The sequence below is a fragment of the Devosia sp. Root413D1 genome (assembly GCF_001425235.1).
GTDB lineage: Bacteria > Pseudomonadota > Alphaproteobacteria > Rhizobiales > Devosiaceae > Devosia_A.
Map to the genome: position 1 here is coordinate 459,529 of NZ_LMEA01000011.1, position 13,032 is coordinate 472,560.

The window sequence follows — 13,032 nt, forward strand, 5'->3', positions numbered from 1 at the left end:
CTTATCCGGCTTGCTTCCTGCGGCATGGCGTGGTCTGACCGCCCCGGATATTTTGAGGATAGTCATGCCGATCGCCATTTACGCTCTGGCGCTGGCCGCGTTCGCAGTCGGCTCGGCCGAGTTCGTCATTTCCGGCATCCTGCCGCCGCTCGCCGAGGACCTGGCGGTGACCATTCCCGTCGCCGGCCTGCTGGTCAGCGCCTATGCCATCGGCGTCGCAGTCGGCGGGCCGGTGCTGACCGTCTTCACTTCGCGCTTCTCGCAGCGCAACGTGCTGATCGGCCTGATGATTGTCTTCTCGATCGCCCAGGTGCTGTGCGCCATCGCCCCCGATTACGGTCTCCTGCTGGCGGCGCGGCTGCTCTCCGCCGCTGCCCATGGCGTGTTCTTCGGCGCCGGCAACGTGGTGGTCGTCGGCCTCGTACCACCGGAGCGGCGCGGCGCCGCCTTCTCGCTGTTCATCTCCGGCATCACCGTCGCCAACCTCCTCGGGCTCCCCGGCGGCAGCGCCATTGGGCTCCATTTCGGCTGGCGCGTCCCCTTCCTCGCCGTCGCGGCGCTTGGCGCCATCGCCGCCGTCGTGCTGTTCCTGAAGTTGCCGCGCGACAAGCGCCAGGAGGGTGACCGTCACGCCACCTTCGGCGAGCAGGTACGCGAACTGCGCCACCAGGAGGTCTGGCTCTCGTACCTGACCATCACCTTCGTGATGATCGGCGCCCTCGCCTTCGGCACCTTCCAGGTGCCGATCATGCTCAACGTTACCCGGCTGCACCCCGACATCATCCCGATCTACCTGCTGGTCGGCGGTATCGGCTCGATGCTGGGCATTTACCTGGGCGGCCGCGGCACCGACTGGAAACCGATGCCGACGCTCTTGACCGTGCTGCTGCTGCAGGCGCTGCTCTACTTCACCATGCTGTTCGCCATGCACGACAAGGTGTGGATGACGGTCAACCTGCTCGGCACCTCGATCCTCGGCTTCGCCTTCTCCACCCCGCTGCAGGCCCGCGTCATCGCGGCGGCCCACTCGGCCCCCAATCTCGCCTCGTCGCTGATCTCGACTGCCTTCAACATCGGCATCGCCGGCGGCGCCTTCATCGGCGCCATGCTGCTCAGTGCCGGCGTCAGCTATGCCGATATCCCGGCGGTCGGCGTCGTCACCAGCCTCTGCGCGGCGGGAACCGCCAGCCTCTCATGGTGGCTGGAGCGCCGCGGTTCCGCTGCCGCGACCAGCGAGGCCTAGCCGGAGCGCTTACCTAGGATATTCTTTACCATCGGCGGGCGCATTTCCCCGCCGATGGCCGATGCAGCTACTCCCGCGTCCGACCCAAACTCCGCTAGTGCTCGACCAGACGTCCCTGCTCATCGCCATCGGCTTTTCCGCCACCGCCCTGATGCTGACGCTGGTCATCACCTGGCTGGGCTCGCGGCCGGACTATTATCTGCTGAGCTGGGGCCTCGGCCTCGGCTTCGTGGCGCCCGGCTCGATGCTCTACGGCTGGTTCGAAACCTACGATCCGGCCATGCAGTGCATCGCTTTCTCGCTGCTGCTCGCCGGCTTCGCCTTCATCTATATCGGCTGCACGCAGTTCTCCTCCGGCCGCACGCCTTGGCGCTCGGCCCTGGTGGCCTGGGTGCTGGCCTGTGGGGTCATGAGCGCGCTGTTCGTCGTTGGCTTCAGCGGCATCGGCACCATCGTGATGAACGTCGCCGCCGCCGGCTTCTTCCTCGCTGCCGGCCGCGAACACTGGCTGGCGCGCACCAACACACCGCTCGCCATGCTCGCCAAATCTGCGCTCTACGGCTCGACCGCCGTGACCTTCGCCCTCTGCGCCGTCGTGCTGTTTGCCGGCGGACAATGGGTGCTCACCGAGCGGCCCCACAACTGGGCCGAAGACCTCAACTCGATCGCGCTGCTCGCCTCGCTCGCTGCCGCCGGTGCCGTGACCATGGCGCTGCACCAGTTTCGCATCACCGAAGCACACCGCCACCTGGCGATGACCGATGCGCTGACCGGCCTGCTCAACCGCCGCGCGCTGTTCACCCTTGCCGGCAACGCCCCGGTGGCGCCGGCCACCGCGGTGATCATGCTCGATCTGGATGATTTCAAGACCATCAACGATCGCTTCGGCCATGCCATCGGCGACGAAGTACTGGTGCGCTTTGCCGCGATCCTGTCGCGCGCCCTCGGCCCGGAGGACGTGGCGGCACGCCTCGGCGGCGAGGAATTCTGCCTGCTCGTCCACGCCACCAGCGCCGCCGCCGTCCACGCCCTTGCCGACGGCATCCGGATGGAATTCGCCAGCACCGAGCCCCTGCCGGGCGATTTCGGCCCACCCACGGTCAGCGCCGGCATCGCTATCGCTTCGCCGCGCCCGGAGACCTTCGACGCACTGCTCCGCGCCGCCGACGAGTTGCTCTATCGGGCCAAGGACGCCGGCCGCAACCGCGTCCACGGCCCGGAGCTGCGGCTGGCGGCGTAGATCGTTCACGATTGGGCTGCATCGACGAAGCTGGTTGGGCTCGACGCTGGACCTCGCCACCGGCTGTCATCGTAGTTGGGGTGATCGCAGTGCGTCAGCTCGACGACGCCGCACCCGGCACGCCAACCAACCTCAAGCGCCGAGCGCTGTCCTGATCTTGGCGGAGGCCTTGCCGAAATCGATCCGGCCCGGGAAGTCGGCCTTGAGCGAGGCGACCACCTTGCCCATGTCCTTGGCCCCGGCGGCGCCGGTCTTGTTGATCGCGTCGATGATCGCCGCCTCGACCTCCGCCTCGCTCAGCCCCTTGGGCAGGAACTCGTTGAGGATGGCGATCTCCTCGCGCTCGACCACCGCCAGGTCCTCACGGCCGGCCTTCTCGTAAATGCCGAGTGATTCCTCGCGCTGCTTCACCATCTTCTGCAGCAGCGCCAGCACGTCCTGGTCGCCCAGCGGCTCCTTGCCCTGCCCGCGCGCGTCAATGTCCTTGTCCTTGATCGCCGCATTGATGGCGCGCAGCGTCGCGGTGCGCCGCTTGTCACCGGCCTTCAGCGCCGTCTTGTAGCCTTCGCTGATCGCTTCACGCATTCACTAGCTCCTTGGTGCAGGCGGCACGTCGGCCACCATCAACAGATTTCCATCCGGGTCCTTGAAGGTGAAGAACACCCCATCGGTCACCGGTCCCACCTCCATTGCGCCAGCGGCGACTGCCTGTCGGCGCGCCGCGTGCACGTCGGAAGTATTGAAGTGAAACGCCGGCTTCTTGTCATGCGGTCCGGCGAATCCCTTGCTGTCGAGCACCAGGCCGCTGCCTTCGACCATCGGCAGCACATGAATGTGCCCGAAGAAGATCTCGCCACCCGGCTCGAGCCCGAACAGGCCCCGATACCAGTCCCTCGCCCGCTCGACGTCGCTCACCGGAACGAACACCCCACCGATCTCACGCTCGATCGCACTCACCGCGACTTGTCCCCTCTATGCCGCACCCCATATAGCGCAATAATACCCGTGCGCCACTTGCGCTTGGGCCGGGCCCCTTCTAAGGAGAGCCCTCAACCGACATCGACCCGAACCCTTGGAGCCCCGCCATGACCGGCTGGCAGCAAAAACCTGCGACCGCCCTCCTGCTGCTCGAGGACGGCACCCGTCTCGAAGGGCACGGCATCGGCGCCATCGGCCACGCGGCCGGCGAGGTCTGCTTCAATACCGCGATGACCGGCTACCAGGAGATCCTCACCGATCCCTCCTATGCCGGGCAGATCATCACCTTCACCTTTCCGCATATCGGCAATGTCGGCACCAACGACGAGGATATCGAGACGGTCAACATGGCCGCGCTGTCGGGCATCCGCGGCTGCGTGCTGCGCGCCGACATCACCAACCCGTCGAACTACCGGGCGGTCGAGAAGCTCGACGCCTGGTTGAAGAAGCGCAACATCATCGGCATCGCCGGCGTCGACACCCGGGCACTCACCGCCCGCATCCGTGAAAACGGCATGCCGAACGGCGTCATCGCCCACGCCCCTGATGGCTACTTCCACGAGCCTTCGATGCAGGCTGAGTTGAAGAACTTCCCCGGCCTCGAAGGGCTCGATCTCGCCCGCGAAGTCACCACCGCTCAGACCTACCACTGGGACCAGACCTCCTGGACCCGGACCGAGGGTTATGGCCGGGTGGATAACCCCGAGTTCCACGTCGTTGCCATCGACTATGGCGCCAAGCGCAACATCCTGCGCCAGCTCGCCGACCAGGGCGCGCGGGTGACCGTCGTTCCAGCCACTGCCACCGCCAAGGATGTGATGTCGCACAACCCCGACGCGATCTTCCTGTCGAATGGCCCGGGCGATCCGGCGGCGACCGGCAAGTATGCCGTGCCGACGATCAAGACGCTGATGGAAACCGGCAAGCCGATGTTCGGTATCTGCCTCGGCCACCAGCTGCTCGGCCTCGCGGTGGGCGGCAAGACGCAGAAGATGCATCAGGGCCACCACGGCGCGAACCATCCGGTCAAGGACCTGACCACCGGCAAGGTCGAGATCACCTCGATGAACCATGGCTTTGCCGTGGACACCGAGAGCCTCCCCGGCAATGTCAAGCAGACCCATGTCTCGCTGTTCGACGGCTCCAACGCCGGCCTTGAAGTCGAGGGCAAGCCGATCTTCTCGGTGCAGTACCACCCTGAAGCCAGCCCCGGCCCGCATGACAGCCACTACCTGTTCACCCGGTTCCTGAACCTGGTGCGCTCGCAGAAGGGCATGGCGCTGCAGCCGGAACAGGTGAAGCCCGGCGAGTAATCGCCGAGCCCAAAGAAAAAGGGGCCGCCGGTGGCCGGGCGACCCCTCTCAGCCATGGCTGGCCGAATTACTGCGCGGCCGGAGCCGGAAGCGTCGCTACATAGGCATCGAACTCGGCCTGGTCGAGCGAACCGTCCTTGCTCGTATCGGCGGCGTCGAACGCCTCCTGGGTCAGATCAGGCCAGGCAACCTGTGCCTCGGCCAGGCTCACACCGCCACTGGTGTCGGCATCGACCGACGTGAAGGTGACTGCCGCCGCCTGGGCGAAAGCCGCCGAGGAAAGGCCAATGGCTGCGATGGTGATCAGGAGCTTCTTCATGGAGTTTTGTCCTTCCATGTGAGGTTCAAATCGGCACCCGGTGGCCCGGGTCCGGCCCACAACCTTAATGCTGTCGGCGAGGACAAAGACTAAGCCTGATTGTGCTCGCAAACCGGCTGGATCACGGCGTCGTGGCGATCATTTGCTGGTCATTTTGAGGGCCGATGGGAACCCAACGGGAACGCGGAACCGATTGGAGATTCACGCGTTTAGCAGGGTTTTCGGCAACGCTTCCGGCGTGTCGCCGGCACCCTCGGCGCGGTCTCGCCCACCCCGCTTGGCGCGATAAAGCGCAATGTCGGCGACCCGCATCAGCGCTCCCAGATCGATCGATTCGACGTTGGCTGCCGAGATGCCGATGCTGGTGGTCGGCCGCAGCGGACCGGCCGGCGTCCACACCGTGACGCCGCGTACCGCCCGCAGCACCCGCTCGGCCACCACGCCGGCAACATCAGGGCTCGCGCCCGGCAGCAGCGCCGCGAACTCCTCCCCGCCATAGCGGCAGAACAGGTCGCGCGGCCCGAGGCACCGGCTCACCGCTGCCGCGACGCCGGCCAGCACCTCGTCACCGATCGCGTGGCCATGCGTGTCGTTGATCCGTTTGAAATGATCGAGATCGAGCAACAGCAGCGCATAACCCTCGTCGCGCGCGCCTGCGTCCTGGATCTCCCGCTCGGCCAGCCGAGTGAACTCCGACCGGTTCAGCACCCCGGTGAGGCCATCGCGCGTCGCCGCCTGTTTCAGCGCCGCCTCGGAGACCTCTTTGCCCAGTGCCACCATCGAGAAGCTGGAGATGACGATCAGCAGCAATACGCAGATCGTCGCCGCCTCGGAACCGAACGCCAGCGCGAAGCGCGGATCATCCGGCCCGAACGCCACGAATGCGATGAGCCGGAACAGGTAGAACACCGAGCCGCCGGCCCAGGCGACGGCCAGCACCACGTGGTTGCGCATCCGCGGCCCCACCGGCCGCCAGCATTCGAGTGCCGCCAGCATATTGAACACCACCACCCCACCGGCCAGCAGCGGGAAGCCGCTCCAGGTCACCAGCGGCTGCTCGAGAGCAAACGGCAGCGCAGCGGCGAGCACGGCGGGCCCCACCCAGGCCACCAGCGGCGTGCGCTTGTGGCTGAAGGCGCGGGCCCCGACCCAGAGCAGCGAGCTGCCGGCCACCACCAGCCCGTTGCCGATCGGGTTGAGCACGACGAACTCAGGCGCCTGCCCGGCGAGTGCGTAGATCACCGCCGGGGTGATGGCGAACAGGAACGCCAGCCCCCACCAGCGCAACGCCGGATCGGGCCGTCCGCGCATGTCGAGCAGGAACAGCAAGCCCGACATGCCGGTCACCATGGCGGAAACCAGATAGAGCGTGGTGAGATCGAGCGACATCGAATAGGCCCCGGGCGTGTCGAAGCGCACCCTATTCCGAGCCCGATTAACGAGTTCCCACTCGCCAATGCTTCGCCAGCGGCCCGTCTGCGCCACCCACCGGATCGGTGCGTGGAAGCGGCACCCGCTCGATATTGTGGTCGGCGGCGGGACGATCGCCCGCCTCGCCGCGCAGCAGGTCCCAGCTTTGCCCTGGCGGGTAACAGCCGACCACCAGGAAATCGCCACTCGAATCGAGCCGTCGATGCGCCACGCCCGAGGGGATGACGATCACATCGCCCGGCTCGACGTCGAACTCGCGGCCCTCCGGCCCGCCGAGCAGCAGCCGCGCCGAACCGCGCACCACGCCCAGCGTCTCGTGCGCCGTCGAGTGGTAGTGGTGGTAGGTGAACACCGAAGCGCGCCAGGCCGGCGGCCAGCCATTGGCGGCAAACAGCGCCTCCATCGCCTCGGCATCGGCTTGGGCACGCGGCAACGCCTCCTCGTAGAACAGCAAGGGCAGCGCGCTGTTGGGATAGGTGCCGTCGTCGAAGAAGCGTTCGACCCGCAATCCGTCGATCCGGCCGCTCATCTCACACCAGCCCTTCGGCGGCGATCTTTTCGAGCTTGCAACTGCCCGGCGCCGGGATGGCGTAGCCCTTGTCGTACCAGAAGGCCCGCGCCTCTGGGCTCGCCGCTGCCAGCACCTCCGGCACCACCCGGCCAAGCGGCAGGTTGATGATGGCATTGCCGCGATTGGCCTCCACCGCGCCCACCGCCGCCATCACCGCAGCGCTCTTGTTCAGCTCGTCGATCCCGGCGGTGATCGTCCACATTGCGGCATAGCACGCTGCCTGCTGGTCGATCTGCCGCTCCAGCGCAGCGATCCGGTCGGCTCCCTTCAGCGATTGCAGCGCCACCAGGTCGGTGAACACCCCGAGCGCCCATTGCACGTGATGCCCATAGGCCTCGGCCACCAGGTAGGCCATGGCGTAGTCGGCGCCGAGCGGGAATTTTGCGCGCAACCGCTCGTAGGCGCTGCTGTCGACGTAAACCAGGCGGTTGTCCGGGCAGTAGAAGACCGTCAGGTCCTTGCCCGCCATGCCGCAGCCGAAGGCGCTCGAGCTCTCGACCACGCTCATCGTCACCCGCGGAAAACGGATCGCCGTCTGCCAGAAGAAGCGCCGCCACATCAGCTCCGCCTCGCTGCCGACGATCGGCGGATAGGCGGCGATCTGCCCGAGGCTGGCCGAACTCGCCGGCACGCCGGTGATCGAGGTCGGCGGTGGTGGCGGCGAAACCTTGCCGCTGATCAGCGTGATCGGATTGATCCCCGCCAGCATGACGATCACCACGCCCAGCGCCAGGACGCCGGACCAGCCGAACCGCTTCACATGCGGCAGTGCACCCGCGGGGATCAGCCCCATTTTTGCTGTTCCTAGATCGAACCCTTGAACGTATCGCACTGGCTCACGTCGCCAGTCTGCATACCTTTCTTCAGCCACGCCATGCGCTGCGCCGAGGTGCCGTGCGTGAAATTGCGCTCGGCTACCTGCCCGCGGGTCAACGTGTCGTCGCCGATGGCATTGGCGGCGGTGATCGCTTCCTCTGTATCGCCCTGTTCCAGCAGGTTCTCGCGGTTGACGTAGTTCGCCCACACCCCGGCAAAGCAGTCGGCCTGCAGCTCGACCCGCACGGAGTAAGCGTTCTGTTCCCCCTGGCTCATCGAGGCGCGGGCCCGATTGAACTCCGGCAGCACCCCGGTCTGATCCTGCACGGCATGGCCGATCTCGTGCGCAATCACATAGGCCTGGGCGAAATCGCCCGGCGCGCCGAACTGGCGGCGCAGCTGATCGTAGAAGCTGAGGTCGATATAGACCTTCTTGTCGTTCGGGCAATAAAACGGCCCCGAAGCCGACTGCGCCGTGCCGCAGGCCGATTGCGTGGCGCCCGAGAACAGCACCACCTTGGGCGGCTGGTAGGTCAGGTTGTTCTGCTGGAACACCTCACCCCAGAGGTTCTCGGTGTCCTTGACCACCACGCCGACGAAGTTGGCGAGTTCGTCCTCGCCGGCATTGCTCGGAGGCGGGGCCCATTGCTGGCTCTGCGACGTCGTCGTACCGCCACCACCGCCCGTGAGAATGTCGATCGGGTTTTGCCCTGTGGCGAACCAGATGATGCCCAGGACGATAATGATGCCGACCAGCCCAAGGCCGCCGCCGCCGGCGCGTCCCATCGGGATCGGAATACGGCCGCCGCCCAGGCCGCCCATGTTGCCGCCACCTTGGCCGCGCCGGTCCTCGATGTTCGAACTGCGCTCACGCCCTTGCCACTTCATCCGGAATCTCCATGGGACCAGCCCAGTAACAATACTGCCATTCGTCTTGCGACAGCAAATTTGACCAAACGGTCCAGAACAGTCACTGTCACAATCGCCGTCGTCATTGCCAAGTCGTCATGCCAACGTCACGTCGCGGCGGCATCTGAGCCCAGATCGCCATGCGGGATAACCGGCCAGGAGAGCCGACGTTCCGTCTGGTCGCGCTTTCTTCAAATGTTGTGGGAGACGTCAATGAACTACAATTACTCAATTTCCCGCCGCGCCTTCCTCGCCGGCTCGGCGACGCTTGGCGCCGCCGTCGTGCTGCACCCCTTCGCGGTGCAGGCTGCCGCCGGCCAGGCCCACCTCCGCCTGATGGAAACCACTGACCTGCATGTCGCGGTTTTCCCTTATGATTATTACGCCGATGCGCCCAACGACACGCTCGGCCTCGCCCGCACCGCGGCGATCATCGACGCCATCCGCGCCGAAGCCGGCAACTCGGTCCTCATCGACAATGGCGACGTCATCCAGGGCAACCCGATGGGCGACTACATCGCCTACGAGAAGGGCCTGACCAACGAGCCGCACCCGATCATCGCCGCCATGAACACCCTCGGCTACGAGGTCGGCACGCTCGGCAACCACGAGTTCAATTACGGCCTCGAGTTCCTCGACGCCGCCATCGCCGCCGCCAACTTCCCGATCGTTTCGGCCAACCTCGCCAAGGGCGAACTCGGCGCCGATCCCCTGGCCGACACCACCTATGTCGCGCCCTACAAGATTATCGAGAAGGAACTGGTTGACGGCGCCGGCGCCAAGCAGACCATCAAGCTGGGCTTCATCGGCTTCCTGCCGCCGCAGATCATGACCTGGGACAACACCCATCTCGTCGGCAAGGTCGATACCCGCGATATCGTCGAGACGGCCAAGGCCTATATTCCCAGAATGCGTGCGGAAGGGGCCGACCTCGTCATCGCGCTCGCCCATACCGGCATCGCCGCCGACACCGGCCAGCCCAAGGCCGAGAACGCTGCGCTGCAGCTGGCGGCCGTCGAGGGCCTTGATGTCATCGTCACCGGCCACCAGCATTTGGTGTTCCCCAACTCCAAGGATTTCGAGGGCCTCGAAGGCGCCGATCTCACCGCCGGGACGCTCGCCGGCAAGCCAGCCGTGATGGCAGGCTTCTGGGGCTCGCATATGGGCCTGATCGACCTGCTGCTCGAAAAGGCCGATGACGGCAAGTGGAGCGTCGTCTCCCACACTGCCGAAGCCCGCCCGATCTTCGAGCGCGTCGAGGGTAAGGTGAAGCCGCTGGTCGAAAGCGTCGCCGGTATCCTCGCCGCCGCGCAGGATGATCACGACGAGACCCTCGCCTATATTCGCCGCCCGGTCGGCGAGACGGCCGCGCCGCTCCACTCCTACTTCGCGCTGGTCGCCGACGATCCGAGCGTCCAGATCGTCAACATCGCCCAGAAATGGTACCTCACGCAGATGCTGAAGGGCACCGAATACGAGGCCCTGCCGCTGCTCTCCGCCGCCGCTCCGTTCAAGGCCGGTGGCCGCGGCGGTCCGGATTATTACACCGATGTGCCGGTGGGGCCGGTGGCGATCAAGAACGTCGCCGATCTCTACCTCTATCCCAACACCATCCAGGCCGTGGTGATCACCGGCCAGGACGTGCAGAACTGGCTCGATCGCTCGGCCGGCATCTTCAACCAGGTGGCATCAGGCGGCGCCGACCAGCCGCTGATCAACCTCGATTTCCCGGCCTACAACTTCGACGTCATCGACGGCGTCAGCTACAAGATCGACGTCACCAAGCCGTCGAAATACGGTCCCAAGGGTGAGGATATCGGCAACACCGAGAGCCGCATCATCGACCTGCAATTTGACGGCAAGCCGATCGATCCGGCCCAGAAGTTCGTGGTCGCCACCAACAACTATCGCGCCGGTGGCGGCGGCACCTTCCCGGGCATCGGCCCCGACAAGATCGTCTTCAAGGGCCCCGATACCAACCGCGATATCATCGTGCGCTACATCATCGAGCAGAAGACCATCGAGCCCAAGGCCGACAGCAACTGGTCGCTCGCCCCGATTGGCGGCACCGTGCTGTTCGAGACCGGCCCAAAGGCCGCCGAGCATCTCGCCGACGTCACCGCGGTGAAGATCGAGGCCACCGGCAAGACCAGCGAAAACGGCTTCGGCGAATACCGCATCACGCTCTGATCCATTGAGGGCGGCAGGCACTCCTGCCGCCCTTGACTTGCCTGCCTTAGGGGCATTGGCTCTCCCGCGTTTGTCTATTAAGCGAGCAGGGATTCGATGGGAGCCACCCCACAAATGGAAGTCCTCCTCAAGGAGGCAGATATCACGCTGAACGGTCCCAACCCGTGGGACCCTCAGATCCACTCCGAAGAGTTCTGGAAACGACTATACGGCCAGGGAACCCTTGGCCTCGGCGAAGCCTATATGGACGGTATCTGGGACGTCGCGGACATGGCGGAGTTCTTCAACCGGGTGCTGCGCTCACGCGTTCCCGATGGCGTGCGCGTCACCACCAACCTCGTCTGGCAGATCGTCCAGGCGCGCTTCATGAACATGCAGAACATCACGCGCTCACAGCGCGTCGCTGCCATGCACTACAACGAGACCGAGGCCTACAAGGCCTCGCTCGATAAGCGCATGACCGGCTCATGCGGCTATTGGCCGGAGGGCGTCACCAATCTCGATGACGCACAGGAAGCCAAGCTCGACATGGTCTGTCGCAAGATCGGCGTGCAGCCTGGGCAGACCGTGTGGGATATCGGCTGCGGCTGGGGCGCCTTCATGGGCTTTGCGGCAGAGAAATACGGCGCCAATTGCGTCGGCGTCACCGTCTCACCCGACCAGGCCGCCTATGGCCGCGAGCGCTACAAGCACTTGCCGGTCGAGTTCCGGGTGCAGGATTACCGCCAGTTCGAGGGCAAGACCGACCATGCCGTCTCGATGGGCATGTTCGAGCATGTCGGGCACAAGAACTACCGCACCTATTTCGAGAAGGCGCGCAGCGTCATCAAAGACGACGGGCTGTTCATGATGCACACCATCGGCAGCCAGTGGTCGACCGAGACCATCGAAGCCTGGCTGGAAAAGTACATCTTCCCCGGCGGCGTCATCCCTTCGATCGCGCAGATCGGCAAGGCCATCGACGGGCTGTTCAGCGTCATCGACGTGCACAATATCGGCCCGCATTACGACAAGACGCTGGTCGCCTGGTACGAGAACTTCGAGCGCAACTGGAAGAAAGATCGTAACCCCGAGGAGGAGCGGTTCTACCGGCTGTGGAAGTACTACCTGCTCTGCTGCGCCGGCGGCTTCCGCGCCAAGGTGCTGCAGGTCTGGCAGTTCGTGCTCGCTACAAGGGGCGTGCCCGACGGCTACGTGACGCAGCGTTGAGCGGATGAACCCGAGGTTCATTACCGCCCTGCTGCTGGCTTTCCTCATCGGCGGGGCGGTGTACCTCTGGTTGAAGCCGGCGGATCCCCCGCCGGTCGTCGCCACGCCCCCGGCCCCGGCCGAGCCCGCGCCAAAGCCGGAACCCACAACACCTTCCAGGGCTTCCGAGCAGTTCCTGATTCTGGCTGCGAGCTGGCAGCCCGCCTTCTGCGAAGGCGCTGCCGGCAAGCCGGAATGTCGCCAGCAGAGCCGTACCCGGTTCGATGCCAACCATTTCTCGCTGCACGGGCTCTGGCCAACCGGGGAGTATTGCGATGTATCGAGCCAGCTCGAACAGCTCGATCGCGACGGCCGCTGGTCGGCCCTGCCCCCGGTCGAGCTTCCAACCACGCTGCAGAAAACCCTCGACGAAGTGATGCCCGGCACGCGCTCGCAGCTCGAGCGGCACGAGTGGATCAAGCACGGCAGCTGCTTCGGCGGCGATCAGGGGAGCTATTACAGCGTCGCCGCCCAGTTGCTCGCTGCGCTCAACGCCTCGAAGGTGCGCGACCTCTTCGCCGACAATATCGGCAAGACCCTGAGCCGCGACCAGATCCGCGACGCTTTCGATGAGGCCTTCGGCCGTGATGCCGGCAAGCGCGTCCGCATCGCCTGCGATGATGACGGCAAGCGCCGCATCATCAGCGAGATCACCATTGGCCTGTGGGGCGCGCCGGGCGAGAGCCCCAATCTCGGCAAGCTGATCCGCGCCGCCCGCCCCACCGATGGCGGCTGCATCGGCGGCATCGTCGACGCCGTGGGCCTGCAATAGGA

The 13,032-nt window shown here is 65.6% G+C and carries 13 protein-coding genes; 6 read left to right on the forward strand and 7 right to left on the reverse strand.

Translation table 11 applies throughout. The features are described from left to right. Positions 1 to 64: 64 nt before the first annotated feature. A complete protein-coding gene (locus tag ASC89_RS19530; protein ID WP_056000861.1) occupies positions 65 to 1,243 on the forward strand; it encodes an MFS transporter in 1,179 nt (392 codons plus the stop codon). Positions 1,244 to 1,304: 61 nt separating this feature from the next. Then, complete coding sequence (locus tag ASC89_RS19535; RefSeq protein ID WP_162247968.1) at positions 1,305 to 2,483, forward strand: diguanylate cyclase; 1,179 nt, start codon at positions 1,305 to 1,307, stop codon at positions 2,481 to 2,483. Between the two features lie 132 nt (positions 2,484 to 2,615). On the opposite strand, the gene ASC89_RS19540 is transcribed toward ASC89_RS19535, so the two are convergent. Together ASC89_RS19540 and ASC89_RS19545 are read right to left on the reverse strand one after the other, a co-directional pair. Further along, positions 2,616 to 3,068 (reverse strand): GatB/YqeY domain-containing protein, encoded by a 453-nt coding sequence (locus ASC89_RS19540; protein WP_056000869.1) that lies wholly within the window; start codon positions 3,066 to 3,068, stop codon positions 2,616 to 2,618. A 3-nt stretch (positions 3,069 to 3,071) separates the two neighbouring features. Then, positions 3,072 to 3,440 (reverse strand): VOC family protein, encoded by a 369-nt coding sequence (locus tag ASC89_RS19545; protein ID WP_056000871.1) that lies wholly within the window; start codon positions 3,438 to 3,440, stop codon positions 3,072 to 3,074. 128 nt (positions 3,441 to 3,568) lie between these two features. Between ASC89_RS19545 and carA the strand changes: the two genes are divergently transcribed. Then, positions 3,569 to 4,774 (forward strand): glutamine-hydrolyzing carbamoyl-phosphate synthase small subunit, encoded by a 1,206-nt coding sequence (gene carA, locus ASC89_RS19550; RefSeq protein ID WP_056000874.1) that lies wholly within the window; start codon positions 3,569 to 3,571, stop codon positions 4,772 to 4,774. A gap of 67 nt (positions 4,775 to 4,841) precedes the next feature. Here carA and ASC89_RS19555 read toward each other — a convergent pair whose 3' ends face one another. The 5 genes from ASC89_RS19555 to ASC89_RS19575 form a co-directional block, all read right to left on the reverse strand. Beyond that, entirely contained in the window at positions 4,842 to 5,093 is a 252-nt protein-coding gene (locus ASC89_RS19555; protein WP_055880432.1) for a hypothetical protein, read from the reverse strand. Between the two features lie 201 nt (positions 5,094 to 5,294). Then, positions 5,295 to 6,482: a GGDEF domain-containing protein gene (locus ASC89_RS19560; protein WP_156384690.1), complete on the reverse strand. Its 1,188-nt coding sequence runs from the start codon at positions 6,480 to 6,482 to the stop codon at positions 5,295 to 5,297. A gap of 46 nt (positions 6,483 to 6,528) precedes the next feature. Continuing rightward, on the reverse strand, positions 6,529 to 7,053 hold the full coding sequence (locus tag ASC89_RS19565) for a cupin domain-containing protein (protein WP_056000880.1): 525 nt from the start codon (positions 7,051 to 7,053) through the stop codon (positions 6,529 to 6,531). A 1-nt stretch (position 7,054) separates the two neighbouring features. Next, complete coding sequence (locus ASC89_RS19570) at positions 7,055 to 7,888, reverse strand: neutral zinc metallopeptidase (protein WP_056000883.1); 834 nt, start codon at positions 7,886 to 7,888, stop codon at positions 7,055 to 7,057. 11 nt (positions 7,889 to 7,899) lie between these two features. Further along, positions 7,900 to 8,799 (reverse strand): neutral zinc metallopeptidase, encoded by a 900-nt coding sequence (locus tag ASC89_RS19575; protein WP_056000886.1) that lies wholly within the window; start codon positions 8,797 to 8,799, stop codon positions 7,900 to 7,902. Between the two features lie 234 nt (positions 8,800 to 9,033). Here ASC89_RS19575 and ASC89_RS19580 point away from each other — a divergent pair, with 234 nt between their 5' ends. The 3 genes from ASC89_RS19580 (at position 9,034) to ASC89_RS19590 (ending at position 13,030) form a co-directional block, all read left to right on the forward strand. Next, positions 9,034 to 11,010, forward strand: a complete 1,977-nt coding sequence (locus tag ASC89_RS19580; RefSeq protein WP_056000889.1) for a bifunctional 2',3'-cyclic-nucleotide 2'-phosphodiesterase/3'-nucleotidase — start codon at positions 9,034 to 9,036, stop codon at positions 11,008 to 11,010. A gap of 114 nt (positions 11,011 to 11,124) precedes the next feature. After that, a complete protein-coding gene (gene cfa / locus ASC89_RS19585; protein WP_055880450.1) occupies positions 11,125 to 12,219 on the forward strand; it encodes a cyclopropane fatty acyl phospholipid synthase in 1,095 nt (364 codons plus the stop codon). A 4-nt stretch (positions 12,220 to 12,223) separates the two neighbouring features. Beyond that, complete coding sequence (locus ASC89_RS19590; RefSeq protein ID WP_082533475.1) at positions 12,224 to 13,030, forward strand: ribonuclease T2 family protein; 807 nt, start codon at positions 12,224 to 12,226, stop codon at positions 13,028 to 13,030. The last annotated feature ends 2 nt before the right edge of the window (positions 13,031 to 13,032 follow it).

Bases quoted from the DNA above. Each gene is read 5' to 3' on its own strand.
- ASC89_RS19580 (WP_056000889.1), top strand. From the start codon at position 9,034: ATGAACTACAATTACTCAATTTCCCGCCGCGCCTTCCTCGCCGGCTCG.
- carA (WP_056000874.1), top strand. From the start codon at position 3,569: ATGACCGGCTGGCAGCAAAAACCTGCGACCGCCCTCCTGCTGCTCGAG.
- ASC89_RS19530 (WP_056000861.1), top strand. From the start codon at position 65: ATGCCGATCGCCATTTACGCTCTGGCGCTGGCCGCGTTCGCAGTCGGC.
- ASC89_RS19575 (WP_056000886.1), bottom strand. From the start codon at position 8,799: ATGAAGTGGCAAGGGCGTGAGCGCAGTTCGAACATCGAGGACCGGCGC.
- ASC89_RS19560 (WP_156384690.1), bottom strand. From the start codon at position 6,482: ATGTCGCTCGATCTCACCACGCTCTATCTGGTTTCCGCCATGGTGACC.
- ASC89_RS19570 (WP_056000883.1), bottom strand. From the start codon at position 7,888: ATGGGGCTGATCCCCGCGGGTGCACTGCCGCATGTGAAGCGGTTCGGC.
- ASC89_RS19540 (WP_056000869.1), bottom strand. From the start codon at position 3,068: ATGCGTGAAGCGATCAGCGAAGGCTACAAGACGGCGCTGAAGGCCGGT.
- ASC89_RS19565 (WP_056000880.1), bottom strand. From the start codon at position 7,053: ATGAGCGGCCGGATCGACGGATTGCGGGTCGAACGCTTCTTCGACGAC.
- ASC89_RS19590 (WP_082533475.1), top strand. From the start codon at position 12,224: ATGAACCCGAGGTTCATTACCGCCCTGCTGCTGGCTTTCCTCATCGGC.
- cfa (WP_055880450.1), top strand. From the start codon at position 11,125: ATGGAAGTCCTCCTCAAGGAGGCAGATATCACGCTGAACGGTCCCAAC.
- ASC89_RS19555 (WP_055880432.1), bottom strand. From the start codon at position 5,093: ATGAAGAAGCTCCTGATCACCATCGCAGCCATTGGCCTTTCCTCGGCG.
- ASC89_RS19535 (WP_162247968.1), top strand. From the start codon at position 1,305: ATGCAGCTACTCCCGCGTCCGACCCAAACTCCGCTAGTGCTCGACCAG.